At 63.0% G+C, this 16202-nt stretch carries 15 protein-coding genes and 1 pseudogene; 9 read left to right on the top strand and 7 right to left on the bottom strand.

Annotated elements, in window-relative coordinates:
• The first annotated feature begins 9 nt into the window (after nt 1–9).
• Both LW136_RS22470 and LW136_RS22465 read left to right on the top strand, forming a co-directional pair.
• A complete protein-coding gene (locus LW136_RS22470; RefSeq protein ID WP_020307713.1) occupies nt 10–327 on the top strand; it encodes a hypothetical protein in 318 nt (105 codons plus the stop codon).
• 723 nt (nt 328–1050) lie between these two features.
• Entirely contained in the window at nt 1051–1242 is a 192-nt protein-coding gene (locus LW136_RS22465; protein ID WP_020307714.1) for a periplasmic substrate-binding domain-containing protein, read from the top strand.
• Between the two features lie 14 nt (nt 1243–1256).
• Here the strand turns inward: LW136_RS22465 and LW136_RS22460 are convergent.
• The 5 genes and pseudogenes from LW136_RS22460 to LW136_RS22440 all read right to left on the bottom strand — a co-directional run.
• Nucleotides 1257–1439 (bottom strand): annotated as a pseudogene (locus LW136_RS22460) (IS5/IS1182 family transposase); the annotation flags it as partial.
• Between the two features lie 207 nt (nt 1440–1646).
• Nucleotides 1647–2201, bottom strand: a complete 555-nt coding sequence (locus LW136_RS22455; RefSeq protein WP_023446461.1) for a biliverdin-producing heme oxygenase — start codon at nt 2199–2201, stop codon at nt 1647–1649.
• The gene (locus LW136_RS22450) at nt 2194–4599 is read right to left on the bottom strand and encodes a response regulator (protein WP_234174295.1); all 2406 of its coding nucleotides are present in this window, start codon (nt 4597–4599) and stop codon (nt 2194–2196) included. The genes LW136_RS22455 and LW136_RS22450 overlap by 8 nt, the downstream gene beginning before the upstream one ends.
• Nucleotides 4600–4665: 66 nt before the next feature.
• On the bottom strand, nt 4666–5139 hold the full coding sequence (locus LW136_RS22445) for a response regulator (RefSeq protein WP_003303677.1): 474 nt from the start codon (nt 5137–5139) through the stop codon (nt 4666–4668).
• On the bottom strand, nt 5139–7409 hold the full coding sequence (locus tag LW136_RS22440; protein WP_234174293.1) for an ATP-binding protein: 2271 nt from the start codon (nt 7407–7409) through the stop codon (nt 5139–5141). The genes LW136_RS22445 and LW136_RS22440 overlap by 1 nt, the downstream gene beginning before the upstream one ends.
• A gap of 227 nt (nt 7410–7636) precedes the next feature.
• Here LW136_RS22440 and LW136_RS22435 point away from each other — a divergent pair, with 227 nt between their 5' ends.
• Both LW136_RS22435 and LW136_RS22430 read left to right on the top strand, forming a co-directional pair.
• Complete coding sequence (locus tag LW136_RS22435) at nt 7637–8047, top strand: SMI1/KNR4 family protein (RefSeq protein WP_044313777.1); 411 nt, start codon at nt 7637–7639, stop codon at nt 8045–8047.
• 82 nt (nt 8048–8129) lie between these two features.
• Entirely contained in the window at nt 8130–8504 is a 375-nt protein-coding gene (locus LW136_RS22430) for a DUF3301 domain-containing protein (RefSeq protein ID WP_179485305.1), read from the top strand.
• 4 nt (nt 8505–8508) lie between these two features.
• Here LW136_RS22430 and LW136_RS22425 read toward each other — a convergent pair whose 3' ends face one another.
• The gene (locus tag LW136_RS22425) at nt 8509–9477 is read right to left on the bottom strand and encodes a CobW family GTP-binding protein (RefSeq protein WP_473774565.1); all 969 of its coding nucleotides are present in this window, start codon (nt 9475–9477) and stop codon (nt 8509–8511) included.
• Nucleotides 9478–9565: 88 nt separating this feature from the next.
• On the opposite strand from LW136_RS22425, the gene LW136_RS22420 reads away from it, so the two are divergent.
• Nucleotides 9566–9928 carry a hypothetical protein gene (locus LW136_RS22420; RefSeq protein WP_041015548.1) on the top strand — a complete coding sequence of 121 codons (363 nt, stop codon included), beginning with the start codon at nt 9566–9568 and terminating at the stop codon, nt 9926–9928.
• Nucleotides 9929–9988: 60 nt separating this feature from the next.
• Here LW136_RS22420 and LW136_RS22415 read toward each other — a convergent pair whose 3' ends face one another.
• Complete coding sequence (locus LW136_RS22415) at nt 9989–10516, bottom strand: DUF3617 domain-containing protein (protein WP_014822221.1); 528 nt, start codon at nt 10514–10516, stop codon at nt 9989–9991.
• A gap of 167 nt (nt 10517–10683) precedes the next feature.
• Here LW136_RS22415 and LW136_RS22410 point away from each other — a divergent pair, with 167 nt between their 5' ends.
• From LW136_RS22410 to LW136_RS22395, 4 genes are all read left to right on the top strand, one after another.
• Nucleotides 10684–11199, top strand: coding sequence for a sigma-70 family RNA polymerase sigma factor (locus LW136_RS22410; RefSeq protein WP_234174290.1), 516 nt, complete (start codon nt 10684–10686; stop codon nt 11197–11199).
• Nucleotides 11199–12161 carry a FecR domain-containing protein gene (locus LW136_RS22405; protein WP_234174288.1) on the top strand — a complete coding sequence of 321 codons (963 nt, stop codon included), beginning with the start codon at nt 11199–11201 and terminating at the stop codon, nt 12159–12161. Before LW136_RS22410 ends, LW136_RS22405 begins: the two co-directional genes overlap by 1 nt.
• A 99-nt stretch (nt 12162–12260) precedes the next feature.
• Nucleotides 12261–14753: a TonB-dependent siderophore receptor gene (locus LW136_RS22400; protein WP_234174287.1), complete on the top strand. Its 2493-nt coding sequence runs from the start codon at nt 12261–12263 to the stop codon at nt 14751–14753.
• A 70-nt stretch (nt 14754–14823) separates the two neighbouring features.
• Nucleotides 14824–16029: a PepSY-associated TM helix domain-containing protein gene (locus tag LW136_RS22395; RefSeq protein ID WP_234174285.1), complete on the top strand. Its 1206-nt coding sequence runs from the start codon at nt 14824–14826 to the stop codon at nt 16027–16029.
• Nucleotides 16030–16202: the final 173 nt, after the last annotated feature.

Genomic DNA, 16202 nt, shown 5'->3' with positions numbered 1-16202 from the left:
AGCATCGATTTGTTCGAATCCGCCCTGATCGTCCGGCCGGTGGGTAATCGCATCGACTCCGACACCGATTCGCATCCTCCATCAGTCATTCGCGACGCTAATGGAGCCATAGATCTTGGAGGCGAAACGGTGTCGCTGCTGACTGTGCAGGCGCGATTCCCATCGACGGTATCGTCAACAACCAAAAGGCCCCAGGCTAAAATAGAGAAGACGTTGCATCGCCTGATAGATGTGCCGTGCAGCATGGCGCACGTGAAGTACGTTGCCGAAATCGATCTGGCGCTTAACCAGAAGTACTCGGCGTGCGGCATTCGCATCGCCTCCTAATTCCACCGGTCTTCATCTGGTCGCCGTGATGGATCTTGGTTTACGCCAGCTAACAAGCCAGGTCGAGCAGCACCGCAGATTCCAAATAACTGCCGCGGGAATCCATTCTCGGACGGCAGGCCAAGCGATGCGAATGGACAGCCACGCAAATCAGGCTTCGTGTCGATCACGTCTGCTACCTGTAGCAGCTACTTCGATCCAGGCGACCTGGCGTGGCCTCGGTGATTGCCACCATCGGGTGCTTCATCGGGCTACACAGAGCAAACGAAGCGGCATTGTACGGATTAAGCTTGCCGCACTCACCGCCTCAAGATCTTGGCGGTACTGCCTGCGCCCGCCACTTTCGTGAGGCAGTCGTATCCGCGTTGGGCAGCCCTAGCTCCGCAATTGCGCGCTAAAATGAAAGACGCTCCCCGCCGTTACCTTATGCTTCATGGGTAAGGCGCGAAGCCGCGTCTCTGAGCCGTCCGGATCAATTCGAACGAGCCATCCATCCCTCGCCATTATCAGCGTACGGCCTGCCTGAACTGCACGCAGGTAAGCAGCATGCGTGGCGCTGGCTGCGAGCGCAGGAATCAATCCCTCGGGATGGCCAATTTCGTGGTCGCTGGGCTCTGTCATGGTTTAGCCTCCAAATAGGGGGAATCTACGACATGGGTGTGCGCTATGGTAAGGCGTCTCCGCCATGCTTCTGACTTTAGCTTCTGTAAGGAGGGTGGCGTCATGGACACACCTAACAGCTGGCGAGTTGTCTGCCAAGATCCGGGAGACGGCAGCGGAGACGTAATCGTTGAGCTTCCATCTGAGTTACTTGCGAAACTCGGTTGGACGCTGGGAGATGAGCTGATAGTGGAGAAAAGCGAGGAGGGATTTTCCCTAAAGCTCAAACCGCGGCCCGTGAACGCACCTCTTTAGGCGGATTGCACCGCATAGGCGGCATAGCCAATGAGGCGTTCCGGCGTTAGATCGAACTGCGCTTCGAAACACTCGACCATCGTTCTGGTCGAGTCGACTGCGGCAGTACGATGCACCGGAGTCGTTTCCACTTACATGATCACGCCATGCTCGGTGTCGCTCAGGAAGTTGGCGGAGTAGGCAAAATAAGCCGAGCCAGGGCGGCGGTGTCAGACTTTATTCCTGGCTGCGGTGGGGCTTTTCCGGCGGACGCGTTAGGCTGTGTCGAACTATATTTCCGTTGTTGCGGCATGCCATAGCGCTGAAGCTTGCGGATTTTGCGGCCCTCTATGTCAAACTATATTCTGGGCATCCACGTGTGTTGTTGTTGCGTAAAGCAAAGGCCCTGCGGGGCCTTTGTGCTTTCAGCCGTATTCGCAGTCGTGTTCCAGCGCGGCAGCTTCGGCGAACAGGGCGAAGGTCTGTTCGGCGGCGAGCAGCATCGGTTCCCAGGCGTAACTGGCAGCATGCTGTTCGAGACGGGCGAGGAAGGCCGGCCAGAGCCTGGCGACCTCACCATGCTCGAGGTAACGAATGGGGACGGTCTGGTTGGCCTGACGTACACGCCGTGCGAGCACGCGGCCACCCAGGCGAGACCCTTCCAGCACGTAGGCGACGCCCCAGCAGCTGGCGAAATCGTTCAATGACGGTATCGACAGCGCTGCTGGAGACGGGCATTCCAGTTCGGCCAGATCGGCCCATAAGGCATGACGGCGCACCCGCATCGGCCAGTCGTCGAGCAGAGCGGCGAAACCGGCGCGCTCCAGCGCGATCTCCGCGGCGCTGAGGACCCGGCTGTGGGCACGCAGGAAGCGACGATAATCGTCTGGCTGCTCGAGGCTGAAGTCCGAGAAGGCGGCATCTACTTGCTCATGTAGTGGCGCCGTGGCTTGTCTGAGGCGTGCACGCAGCTCAGCCATCGGTCAGGCTGCCTTCCTTGAGTGCCAGGTAGATTTTGTTCGCCAGCTGTTCCTCGCGGAACGGCTTCTGGATGATCGAGTAGCCGGCCAGGCCCAGTTCGCACAGTTCGGCGTAGCCGGTCACGAAAATGACCGGCAGCTCAGGGTGGCGCATGCGCACGGCGCGGGCCAGTTCGCCGCCGTTCATCCCCGGCATGGCGAAATCGGCCAGCAGCAGATCGACTTCGATATCACCTGCCAGCAGCTGCAAGGCGTGGTCGCCGCTGTCCGCCTCGGTCACCGCGAAGCCGAGATCCTGCAGCATCAATGCGGTCACCTCGCGCACGCTGGGATCGTCGTCCACCAGCAGGATGCTGTGTTGCGCATTGTCTTCGCGGCTGCCGGCACTCACAGCCACGGTCGGCTCCTGCTGCTGTGGAGCCGCAGTGCGGGGCAGGAATACCTTGACCGTGGTGCCGACGCCCTCGCGGCTTTCGATACGGGCACCGCCACCGGATTGCTTGGCGAAACCGAAAACCTGCGCCAGGCCGAGGCCCGAGCCTTTGCCGACTTCCTTGGTGGTGAAGAAGGGCTCGAACGCCTTGCTCAGCACTTCCTCGCTCATGCCGGTGCCGGTATCGGTCACCGAAAGCACTACGTACTCGCCTGGGCCGGGGTCTTCGGCGCGCAGTGCCGCCTCGCTGACCACCACATTGCGCGTGCCCAGCGTCAGTCGCCCGCTGTCACCCATGGCATCGCGGGCATTGATCGCCAGATTGAGGATGATCATCTCGATCTGGGTCGGGTCCACCAGCGCGTGCCAGATGTTGGCCTGGGTGTCGGTCTCGATGCTGACGCTGCCGCCGAGGGTGCTCTTCAGCAGGCTGAGCAGGCTGACCAGGGTGTCGTTGAGGTCGATCGCCGCCGGCGTGAGCTGCTGGCGCCGGGCGAAGGCGAGCAGCTGACTGGTCAGCGTGGCACCGCGCTCGCCGGATTCGCGGATGTACTGCAGACGTCGCAAGCTACGCTCTGTCGGGGCGCCCTGCTCGAGATCGCTCTGCAGAAAGCTGGCGCTGGTGAGGATGACCGTCAGCAGGTTGTTGAAGTCATGGGCGACGCCGGCGGTCAGCTGGCCGACGGCTTCCAGACGCTGCATCTGCTGCAGCGTGGCCTCGACGCGTTCGCGCTCCTGGATTTGCGCGCGCAGCTCGCGGTTGGCCTCGGCCAGTTTGTCGACCGCGGCGATTTCGCTGGTGATGTCCCGCGCCGCCGAGTAGATGCGTCCGTCATCGGCGACCACCGACCAGGACAGCCAGCGATAGCTGCCATCGCGATGGCGCATGCGATTGACGAAACGGTTGGTGACCTTGCCTTGGCCGACACGGGCATTTTCTTCCTGGGTCGCCTGCAGATCGTCGGGATGCACCAGCCAGCTCAGCGGGTGCTGCATGAGCTGTTCCAGCGGCCAACCGAAGGCGTCTTCCCAGATGGGATTGAGCGCGACCGGCATCATGTCCAGGCGGGTGACCGCCAGCAGGTCACGGGACAACTCCCAGGTGCGGTCACGTTCGCGGGTGCGCTCCTGCACGCGCTCGCCCAGGGTTTCGTTCATCTGCCTGAGGGTCTGAGTCGCCAGCTGTTGTTCGGTGATGTCCATCACCACGCCGACGAAGCGCGAGCATTGCCCGCCTTCGAAGAAGGCCTGGCCGCGGGTTTCCATCCAGCGCAGGCTGCCATCATCGAAAAGCACGCGATAGGTGGTGCAGAATTCGCCATCGTCTTCACCGGCGATGGTGCGGGCGATCTCCTCGCGTATCCGCTCGCGGTCTTCCGGGTGGCAGAGCCGTTCGTACAGCGGCATGTCCACCGGGTCCTGTTCACCGATACCGAGCATGGCCCGGCAGCGCTGATCCCAGATCAGCGTGCCACTCTGCGGTTCGTAGTCCCACATGCCCAGGCGTGCCGCATCGATGGCCAGGCGCGCGCGCACCTCGACCTCGCGCAAAGCCTGTTCGGCCTGCAGGCGGCGGCGCCGTTCGTTGACTTCGGCCAGTGCCCGCTCCACGGCCTTGGGCAGAAAGCCGAGGTTCTGTTTGAGCACGTAGTCGACGGCGCCGGAGCGCATCATGTTGACCGCGTGCTCCTCGCCGAACACGCCGGAGAGGAAGATGAAGGGGGTCTGTGGCGCCAGCCGGCGTGCTTCCTGCAGGGCCTGGCTGCCGGAGAAGCCTGGCAGAATGAAGTCCGCCAGGATCAGGTCGAAGGCGCGTCGCTGCAGTGCTTCCACCACGCCGGCATGGCTGTAGACCAGTTCGGTGTGCAGGGTGTAGCCACTGCGCTCCAGCGCCAGCTGGGCGAGTTCGGCGTCGTGCGGGCTGTCCTCGATGAACAGGACGCTGATGTTCTTTGACGCTGGCATATCCATCCTGTCGAGGAAGCACGAATCATTGAAACGGCCAGCCAGGCGCGGGCCGGCAATGCTCGTTCAGTTCTTTTCGTCTTTGTTGCGCGCGCGCTTGAGTCGCAGCGAACCGGGTGGCGGCTCGTTGAGCACGGCCCAGAAGATGCCGAGGTCGGAGATTGCGGCGACAAAATCTTTGAATTCGACCGGTTTGACGACGTAAGCGTTCACCCCGAGCTCGTAGGCTTTCATCAGGTCGGGTTCCTCCCGCGAGGAGGTCAGCATGACCACCGGAATGCTGCGCAACTCGGCGGTCTCACGTACGGTCTTGAGCACTTCCAGGCCGTCGACCTTGGGCAGTTTCAGGTCCAGCAGCAGCACTGCCGGATTGCCATCGGCACGATCGGCGTAGGCGCCGGTGCGCTGCAGATAGCTCAGCGCCTCGGCACCGTCACGCATGATCACCACTTCATTGGCCAGCTGGCTGCGCTCCAGCGCGATCAGGGTGAGTTCCAGGTCGTGGGGATTGTCTTCGACCAGCAGTATCGGTTTGAGCATCAGATGTCTCGGTCCAGGAGGGGCGATGTGTAGGACAGTTTGGGGAGTGAGAAGTAGAACGTGGCGCCCTTGTCCAGCTGGCCTTCGGCCCAGACCTGGCCATCGTGGCGCTCGATGATGCGGCGCACGCTCGCCAGGCCGATGCCGGTGCCTTCGAATTCCTCCATACGGTGCAAGCGCTGGAACACGCCGAACAGCTTGCTCGAGTACTGCATGTCGAAGCCGACGCCGTTGTCGCGCACGTAGACCACCACCTCGCCGGCGCGCTGTTCGGCGCCCACTTCGATGACGGCCACCTCACGGGTGCGGCTGTACTTGACCGCATTATCGATCAGGTTGCGCAGCACCATATGAATGAAGGCGGCATCGGCGACGACGATCGGCATCGGCAACAGGTGCCATTCGATCTGGCGATCTTCGCAGTCGGGTGCCAGCTCTTGGCGGATCGAGGCGACCAGCGCACCGAGGTCGACATCCGACAGCCGCAATGCCGAACGGCCCATCTGCGAGAAGCTCAGCAGGTTGTCCACCAGCGTGCCGGCAAAGCGTGCAGCGTCGGCGATGTTGTCGAGAAAGCGCATCCCGCGTTCGCTCAACTGCTTGCTTTCCATCTCGCTGAGCAGCTCGGTGTAGCCGGCGATGTGCCGCAGCGGTGCGCGCAGGTCGTGGGACACGCTGTAGGAGAAGGCCTCCAGCTCCTTGTTGCTGGCGCGCAACTCGCCGGCCAGCTGGGCCATTTCCTCGGCTTTGCGCAAGACGATACCGAGCACCGCATTGCGCAACTCCAGCGCGCCCTCGATCACCACCTGATCCCAGGGCTGCGCATAGCCGCGCAGGGTTTCCTGCCATTGTTCGAAGCTGTGTCGCGGAGTGAGCGCACCGCTCTGACGGTCGATCTGTTTTTCCGGCTGACCGGCCCAGTTGACGGTCTTGATCTGCTCGTGGCGAAACCAGATCAGATAGTGCGCGTGCAGGCGCGAGATGGAGATGGCCATGACCCCGGCACAGCGCTCGGCGAGCGCCGGCATGCCGGGGATGTCGCGGCCGACGCAGTCACTGTGGAAGACCAGCTCGTCGCGCCGTTCGCCCAGCCACTGCGCCAGCTGCAGGATCTGTTCATGCTCCGGCGTGTCGCCGACGGTTTCGCACTTGTCGGCGGAGATGATCGCCGCGCCGTCGGCACCGGCGAACCCCAGCACCACCTCGGGGAGATGGCGGAAACCCTCGACCACGCTGTCGCGATCGGCCATCGCCGCGAGCAGGTGGACGATCTGGTGGCGCAGTTCCAGCTTGCGCTGCGCGAGGGTCTCGCTTTCCCTCGCCTCGATCTGCAGCGAGAGGATGCGGCCGAGCAGCTCGCAGGCGGTGCGGGTCTGGTAGCTGACCGCACGCGGTTCGGCATCATGGCAGGAGATCAGCCCCCAGAGGCGGTCGCGAATGACGATGGAGATCGACATCGACGCCAGCGTGCCCATGTTGCGCATGTACTGCAGATGCACCGGGGAAACGCTGCGCAATGCGGCGAAGCTCAGGTCCAGTGGCGCGCCGGAGACCGGATTGAGCGCCGGCACCAGTGGCGAGGGTTGATAGTTGGCATCCTGGATCACCCGGATCAGGTTCTCGCGATACAGCCGGCGCGCCTGCTGAGGAATGTCGGCGGCCGGGAAGCACAGCCCGAGGTAGCTTGGATAGCCGGGGTCGGCGACCTCTGCCAGCACCACGCCGTTGTCTTCGGCATCGAAGCGATAGGCTTTGACGCGGCCGAAGCCGGTGATGCGCTTGACCTCCCGAACCGCCAGTTGGCAGAGCGCTTCGAGCTCGCGGCTGTCCTGCAGCTGGGCGACGAAGGTGCGCATCAGCGGGTAGAGGGTGTCGTAGGCCTGGCCCGAGGTTTCCGCGCGTTCGAATTCGAGGATCAGCTGGCCGCGATGGCGATGGCCGAGCAGGGCGAACGCCTGGCCGGCGACACCAGTGAGACCGATGCTCACATCGCTCAGGTGAAAGGGGTTGTGGTCGTCTTCGCTCAGTGCCGTGAGACCGGCTTCGAGGCGTGCGGTGGGCAGCAGGTTCGACAGTGGCTGACCGAGTAGCGAGCGGGCGTCGATTCCGAGCCAGTGCTGAACGTTTTCACTGGCCTGCTGCACGCGCAGTTCGGGTTCGCTGACCACCAGCAGGAAGCCATGGGGCTGGATGCTACCGGGGATATGGATCGGCTCGTCGGCGCATCGGTCGATGGCCTGGAGCAATTCCTGGGCTTCGGTAGTGGTCATTGCGTGTCCTTGTTCAGGTCCGAGCGGACCAGACGTGTCTGGCAGGCACCAATGCAAATTGCTACCTAAAATTCCGCAATTGTGCGTACTGAATCGGGCAAGTCGCTGTGAAGGTCTTAACCGAGCGTTTCGCTAGGCCATGCACTTTAACGCGACAGAACTAGCTCGCCAATCCGGCGGGCTGTATAAACGGGCCTTGCCCAGGGGCATACGACAGGAGGTGGGGTGTGGAAGAAGTCATCGAACAGCTGCGCGAGCTCAACGAGCCGGTGCCGGTACCGCTGGAACTGCCCGACGACGATCTCTTGGTGGAGATCGAGGAACAGCTGTTGATCAACCTCCCGTTCGGCCTGCGCGAGTTCCTGCTTCAGGTCAGCGATGTGATTTACGGGCGCCTGGAGCCGGTCACCGCCACCGATCCGCAGTCACACACCTACCTGCCGGAAGTCGCCGCCAATGCCTGGGATGCCGGCGTGCCGCGCGACCTGATCCCGATCTGCCAGGACGGGCGCGACTATTACGTGGTCGATCTGGAAGGCGAAGTCACCCTGTGGGACGGCGACGACTGCGAGCTGACCGATGAGGAAACCTGGGAGACCGTCTGGCATTGGGCGCGCGACGTCTGGCTGGAAAGCTGAAGCAGATATACGACGGTATCGACACGGCGTCGCCGCGACGGCCTGTTAAGCTGTGCGCCCGCCGGACACTTTCCATTACTTCATGCTGACTCTGAGCAATCTGTTTCTGTTCATGCTGCTGGCTGCCGCCAGCGCCTGGCTGTGGCACTCCCACGGTATTCGCGAGCGCGCCCTGCAGGCGGTGCGCCGGCACTGCCAGAAGCTCGATGTGGAATTGCTCGACGGCAATGTGGCCTTTCGCAAGCTGACGCTGTTGCCGGATGCACGCGGCCAGCGCCGGCTCGCGCGTATCTACGGTTTCGAGTTCACCGTCACTGGTGAGCAGCGCCACCCCGGCACCATCGTCATGTTCGGTGCGCAGATCGGTCGTATCGAACTGGCGGCGCATCCGTTTCAGCCCGCCGACGAGCCGGGGAGGGTGATTCAATTGGACGACTGGCGCCGCCCCCGCGAATGACAGGTCAGTCGTCGATAAGGCACTCGACCATGCCCTGTTGCAGTTCCGCCTGCGACTGAGGTTCGCTGAAGATCAGCTCTATCCTTGAGTCCCGCCGCCATTCGCTGCTCCTGAAGACCAACGCCTGACCGTCCAGTGCGTTGGCTGACAGCCAACCGCTGCGGCCGTGAATTACCAGCTTGGCGCGACGGCAGGGCCAGCACGTCAGCCATTTCGAGAGCTGGCCGAGATCGAAACGCTGGCTCGGGTGCCAGCGCCAGCCGATGCTCCAGTGCTCTGCTGTCGCCTGAACCTGGCAGATCGGCTGGCGCGGATCGAGCCACACCTGCGCCAGCGTCGCCGACCCGCTGGGCAGTGTGGTCGCGCGTGTCGCTTCACTGGCGCGAGCGCCGATACCCGGTAAGCGTTCCAGGGGCAACTGGCCTTGCGTGGTCCAGTAAAGCGTTTGCTCAGGCAGCTGCTCTGCCAGTCGGGTACGGCTGGGTTGGTCCAGCGTTTCGCTCTTGTTCATCAGCAGCAGGCCGGCTTGGGCCAGGGCCTGCTGCTGGCTGTCGGGCAGGGGTTCGCCGCGGCTGAGGGCGGCGGCATCCAGTACCAGCACGGTTGGCTGGACGCTCAGCACGTTCTGCCATGGCGGTAGCCTGAGCTGCCGCAGCAATTCCGCCGGGTGGCCCAGGCCGGAGGGTTCGATCAGCAAGCGGTCTGGTTTTGCCTGACGCAGCAGGCGCGCCAGGCCGACCTGGAACGGCACGCCGTTGACACAACACAGGCAGCCGCCGGGGATCTCCGCCAGGCTGATGCCGTCTGCTTCGGTCGTCAGTAACGCGGCATCCAGCCCGATCTGGCCGAACTCGTTGATCAGCACCGCCCAGCGTTCGCCGGCTGGCTTCTGATCGAGCAGATGGCGAATCAGGCTGGTTTTGCCGGCGCCGAGCGGGCCGCCGATGACATGGGTTGGGATATGTTCGAGCATGGCGGCTATGGTGCGCATTTTGCGCTGGGTCTGAAAGGGGCGGGTGGCTCATGTTAAAGTCGCCGGCGATTCTCGGAGAGGTGAAATCGTGCGGTTACCGTTCTTGCTGACAGCCCTGTGCGGCCTGCTCGTCGCTGGCGACGTGATGGCCGAAGCGTGCGTCATTAACAGCCACGACGACCGCGTGGCAGTGAAGCTTTGCCAGGCGAACATCAACATTCCCGCAGAGCTGTTCCGCACCGGCTTCTGTCAGCCGCAGTTGAAGGATCACGAGGTCGAAGTCGAGTTCGTCGATCATTGCCCGGACGGGGCCTTCGGTGTCTGCCGCAACGCGCAGGTGTCGAACATGCCGTACCGGCAGGACATTCACTATTACGGCATCGCCAGTGATGCGCGCTTTCTTCAGCCCGCTTGCGAGCAGAACAACCAAGGTAGTTGGGAGAAAAACTGACTCCCGCCCAGCAGCCATGGGGGTTTCACGTGGAACCCCGGCTGATTTCCCAGTTGCCTTCTACCGAGCCGGTTTCAATGCGCCGCAATCGTCCGCTATCCAGCGCGCGTGGGATTCGATTCGCGAGGTACCGGTCTCGGTGCCTTGGCGGTATTCACTTTCCACGGTACTGACGAACTCCTTGTCGCTGATGAAGCGCGTCTCGCCCTGACCTCGGGCATCAGGGCACTCGAACCTGAATTTCCACAGCTTGTCGCCACGCTCGGTGATCTCCTGGGTACAGGCCGGGTCATCCTGAAAGGGCAGCTCATCGGACTCCACCTGAGCCTTGCTCAGACAGATTTGTACGCCCTTGCCGCCGAGTTTCACGCCCTGCGCGGCCAGCATCTCCTCCATCATCCGGCGCTGGTCGGCGGGCAGGTTCTCCATCTGCGCCAGCATCGCGTCCATGCCCGGCATCTGCTGGCCATCCACCTGTATATCGCCGCTGCTGAATTCCCAGAGGCCCGGCAGGATCTGCTGCGCATGGGCGGGCATTAGCGTCAGGGAGAGGAGCGCAAAAGCGGCCAGACGTGGCAGTTGGGTCATGAGCGTGCCTCCGGAGATGGGTTGTTTCCTTCAGCCTAGTCGAGCTTTTTCTGCACCGTGCTCGAATGGACGTCGGTCGACAAAAGAACGTAATACAGCGATTGCCGATGGATTTGTGCTGTTGAGAAGCGTTAGCATTAACGCTTGCAGCGCTCATGGGAGGCCGCATGGCAATTGAAGGTATGGTTCGACAGCAGATGCTGCATCGGCTCTATGCCGAGCATAACGGCTGGCTTAACGGCTGGCTGCGGCGTCAGCTGGGCTGTAATCAGAGGGCGGCCGACCTCGCGCAGGACACCTTCGTGCGGGTGATGACCAAGGATCAGGACATGGGCGCCATCCGCGAACCCAGAGCCTACCTGCATACCATCGCCAAGGGCCTGTTGATCAACCATTGGCGGCGCCGACAGATCGAGCAGGCCTATCTTGATGCGCTGGCACTGCAACCCGAGCCCGTGGCGCCATCGCCGGAATCCCAGGCGTTGATCGTCGAAACCTTGCTGCAGGTCGACGCCATGCTGGCCCAGCTGCCGGCGAAGGTGCGCAGCGCCTTTCTCATGTCGCAGCTGCAGGGCATGACCTACGCCGCAATCGCCATCGAACTCGGCGTTTCCGAGCGGATGGTGAAGAAGTACATGGCTCAGGCCATGTTGCATTGCCTGCTGCTGGTGGCGGAGGACTGATGGGCATCGATTACCGCGTGCTGCAGGAAGCGGCGAAATGGTTTGCCGTGTTGCAGTCCGGTGCGGCCAGCGCTGGCGAGCGCCAGGCCTGGAACGCGTGGCTGGAACAGCCGGAGCATGCCCGCGCGTGGGCTAGGGTCGAACGCATCAGTGGCCAGTTCCAGCCGCTGGCCGACGATGCCGTCGGGCGCACTGCCGGCGCGATGTTGCACAGCCGCCAATCGAACCGTCGCCAGGCACTGAAGGTGCTGTCCGTGCTTTGTGGCGGCGCGGCACTGAGCCTGGCCGGCGGATCGCTGCCCTGGCGACAGTGGACGGCCGATGAGCGAACCGCGGTTGGTGAGGTGCGCGACCTGCGCCTGACTGATGGCTCGCAGCTCTGGCTGAACACCGATACCGCGGTGGATATTGCCGACGACGCGACCGCGCGCAGGCTGGCGCTTTACCGCGGTGAGCTGCTTGTCGATGCCTCGCCCAGCCAAGGCGGGCGGCCGTTGCTGCTGACCAGTCGTGAAGGTCGCGTGCGCAGCGAACAGGCCGCGCGTTTCTCGCTGCGCCAGGAAGATGGCCATACCCGGCTGAGCGTGTTCGCCGGCGTTGTGGATATCCAGCTGGATGGCTTAGGCATCACCCGTGTGGCGGCCGGGCAGCAGACCGATTTCAGTCGCCGGCACATCGCCCCCTTGTCAGCGGCCCGCGCCGAACATCAGGCCTGGGCGAGCGGCGTATTACTGGCCGACAACCAGCGGCTGGAGGATTTCCTCGTCGAACTGTCGCGCTATCGACACGGCTATCTCGGTTGCGATCCGCGTATCGCCGATCTGCGGGTGGTCGGCGCCTTTCCCCTCGGTGACACCGAGCGTGTGCTGGATGCGCTGGCGGCGACGCTGCCGGTGCGAATCGAGCGGCGCATGGCCTGGTGGGTCAGCCTCGAACCTGCCGCGACACGAGGTGGCGTGTAGTTCGTTGCGGACACGAATAAAAAATATTCGCATCTGCAGTTCCCTTTCTTCGATCTGGTTGGGCATAGGGCTAAATCCGTCACTCGAACAGGAACACCCATGCGCTCGACCGCCTTGCCGTTCATTCCCAATCGCTCCCGCGCCTTGGCGCTCGGCATTCGTGCCGCGCTGCTGTGCCTGCCGCTGGCCAGCGTCGTGCCCGGCGCTGCCATGGCGCAGTCTGCGACCCAGCAGGTGGTGCGCAGCTACGATATTCCCGCCGGCCCGCTCTCCAGCGTACTGAGCCGTTTCGCCGGTGAAGCAGGTGTGCTGCTCTCGGTGGATGGCAGCCTGCTGCAGGGCATGGACAGCAACGGCCTGCAAGGGCAGTACGGCGTTGACGACGGTTTCGCTGCGTTGCTGCAGGGTAGCGGCCTGCAAGCCGTTCGCGACAGCCAGGGCAACTACTCGCTAGCGCGCCGTAGCGCGCAGACCGATGCCGTCGAACTGCAACCGATGACCGTCGAAGGTTTCGCCCTGGGCAACGCGCTGGGTTCGATGGAAGGCTACAACGCGACCCACAGCAGCGTGGCGACCAAGACGAGCATGCCGTTGGCAGAGACTTCGCAGACCGTTTCGGTGGTCACCCGCCAGCAGATCGAGGATCAGGGTTCACGCTCGATCGCTCAGGCGGTGCGCTATACGCCGGGACTGATGAGTACGCCGTACGGTGCGACGACGCGCTACGACTACGTCGCCATGCGCGGCATCACCGATGGCTCGGTGGACAACCTTTACCTCGACGGTCAGAAGCTGCTGGGCGACAGCGGCACTTACAGCAGTCTGCAGGTCGATCCGTACTTCATCGAGCGCATCGACATCCTCAAGGGACCGTCCTCGGTGCTCTATGGCCGCAGCCTGCCCGGGGGGCTGGTGGCGATGACCAGCAAGAAGCCGCAGAAGGAAGCCAGCCGCCAGCTGCAGTTCTCCTACGGCAGCAATGATTACAAGCAGGCAGCGTTCGACTTCACCGGGCCTCTGGATGACGAGCGCATCAGTTATCGATTGGTCGGCGTGGCCAAGGATGCCGACAACCAGGTCGATGGAATCGAGGAGCAACGCTTTGCGGTGATGCCCTCGGTAAGCATCGACTTCACCGAAGACACCCGCCTGACCTTGTTGGCGATGCTGCAACGCGATCCGGAGAGCGGCTACCACGGCGGATTACCGGCCGATGGCACGGTGACGTCGCGCAACGGTCAGCGTATCTCGCGTAGCTTCTTCGAAGGCGACGAGGACTACGAGAAGTTCGAGCGCGACCAGCAGATGATCGGCTATCAGCTCGAGCACCGTTTCAATGATGTCGTTTCGGCGCGGCAGAACTTCCAGTACCTGGACTCCACCGTGGACTCGGGGCAGGTTTATCAGTACGGCTACGTGGCCCCAGGTTCCGATGAACTGGTGCGCTACTACACCGGGGCCGACGAAGCGCTGCACGCCTGGACCATCGACAACCAGTTGCAGTTCCTCTTCGATACCGGCGCACTCAGCCATACCCTGGTGACCGGCCTCGACTACCAGCGGCGCAAGGCCAAGGTGGTTTACGACGCAGCCTACGGCCTGCCCTCGGTCAATCCCTACACCGGTGCCGTAGGTGCGGGCAGCCCGGTGTTCTACCACCAGTACGACGAAACCCGTGAGCTGGAGCAAACAGGCCTCTATGTGCAGGACCTGATCAGCCTCGGCAACTGGCGCTTCTCGCTGGGTGTTCGCCAGGATTGGGTGGACGTCTCGTTCGATCACACCAACGATGCGAGCTACGGCGATCAGTCCGATAGCGCCAAGCTCGAGCAATTCACTGGTCGCGTTGGTGTGCTCTATGCCTTTGATAACGGCCTGTCGCCCTACGCCAGCTACTCCGAGTCGTTCAATCCCAACGCCACTGCGGCCTATAACGCGAATGGCAGCGGCGGCTTCGACATCACCTTGCTCGATCCCACCGAGGGCGAACAGTACGAGGTGGGCCTGAAGTATCAGCCGCTGGGCACCGATGATCTCTACACCATCTCCTACTTCGACTTGAAGCAATCGAACCTGGCGAACAAGGATTCCAACGAGAACTTCTACCGCGCGGTGGGCGAACTTACCTCCAAAGGCGTGGAAGTCGAAGCTCGTCTGCGGCCGCTGGAACAGGTCAATGTCATCGCCAGCTATACCTACATGGACGTCGAGTATTCCAAGGACTTCACCGGTGCTGCCGGCGTCAACAATCGCGGCAACACGCCCAACGCGGTGGCGCGCAACATGGCCTCGCTGTGGACCGACTACACCTTCGACCGAGGGCCGTTGGCCGGTTTGCAGGTGGGAGGTGGCGCACGCTACTTCGGCAAGAGCTGGGCTGACGCGGAGAACACCCTGCGCATTCCGTCCTACACGCTGTACGACGCCATGCTTGGTTATGACCTGTCTCGCGTCGGGCTGCAGGGTGTCGGCGCGCGCCTGAACCTGAACAACCTCACCGATGAGAAGTACGTCGCCGCGTGCAACAGCCTGAGCCAGTGCTACTACGGCGAGGAGCGCAATGTCATGGCTACCGTGACCTACGACTTCTGATCAACGCTGAACTGCCGCCGGCCCCACAGGGCCGGCGGCTTTGTGCTTTCTGAAGGACGGACAACCGACGATGCGTTCCATTCTCGTGCTCCTGCACCGCTACATCGGCCTGGCCACGGCGATCTTCCTGTTTCTCGCCGGCATTACCGGCAGCATCCTGGCCTTCCATCACGAGCTGGACGAATGGCTCAACCCGGAGTTCTACCACACCACCAGCGAGGGTCCGGTGCTGGCGCCGGGGACGCTGGTGGAACGCGTCGAGCAGGCCAACCCGCGCATGCAGGTCTGGTACATGGAGTTTCCCAGTGAGCCCAGTCACGCCGCTTTGATGGCGCTGGTGCCGCGTAACGATCCGGCAACTGGCAAGCCGTATGGCGAGCGCCCAGTGGTGCAGTACGTCGATGCGGTGAGCGGCGACCCGGTGGGCACGCGCTACTGGGGCGAATGCTGCTTCTCGCGCAAGAACTTCGTGCCCTTCATCCTCGAGTTTCACTACAACCTGTCGCTGCCGGGCAACTGGGGGTTGTGGTTGATGGGTATCGTGGCGATCGCCTGGGTGATCGATTGCTTCGTCTCGCTGGTGCTGACCTTTCCTCGTGGCCGGCCGTTCTTTTCCAAGTGGTGGACGTCCTGGAAGGTCAAGCGCCAGCGCATGAACCACGACGTACACCGCGCAGGCGGCCTGTGGCTGTGGCTGCTGCTCACGCCGGTGGCGGTCAGCAGCGTGGCGATGAACCTGCCGGAGCAGGTGTTCAAGCCGGTGGTATCGCTGTTCTCGCCCGTTGAGCCGAGCGTCTACGAGGCCCGCGGGCGGATGCCGGCAGAGCAGCTGGGCACCACCGCTTACGACTTCCACCAGGCGTACGACTACGCCATGCAGCACGCCGCCGAAGTCGGCCTGACCGAAGCGATCACCGAGCTGTACTACAGCTTCGAGTACAACTTCTATGGCGCTGGCTTCGGCGAGCACGACAGCAACCAGGGCAACGCCTGGCTGTTCTTCCATGGAACCGACGGTCGTCTGCTGGGGCAGGAGATTCCCGGCCAGGGCACGCTGGGGCAGCAGTTTCATCTGCTGCAGCCGGCGATCCATGGCGGGCGCATCCTCGGCCTACCAGGGCGCATCCTCATCGCCGTGCTGGGCGTGGCGATCGCGGTGTTGTCGGCCACCGGTGTGGTGATCTGGTGGCGCAAGCGACGAGCACGCATCAGCGCGGTGCTGCGTGAACCTCGCAGGGGAAGCGCGGCGTCGGTAAGTTCGGTCGGTGAGCCATGATGGTCATGAGGTGAAGCGTCCACTCGACCCTATGCTGGGCGCCCCAGCCGTCCCGGAGGGGCGAGGGGGTTGGATCGCAGAGGTATGTGAGTATTACGGCAGTGTTCGATGATTGTGCAGCCAAAGATGGTTGCTGCGCCGTGCTGACGTCCGAAGCGTGCCGCCTCTGGGCC

Origin of the sequence: Stutzerimonas kunmingensis, from assembly GCF_021432085.1 — a bacterium.
In the GTDB taxonomy this organism is placed as follows: domain Bacteria; phylum Pseudomonadota; class Gammaproteobacteria; order Pseudomonadales; family Pseudomonadaceae; genus Stutzerimonas.
The sequence above is the reverse complement of the archived record's forward strand: the minus strand, read 5'-3'. Positions and strand labels throughout refer to the sequence as shown.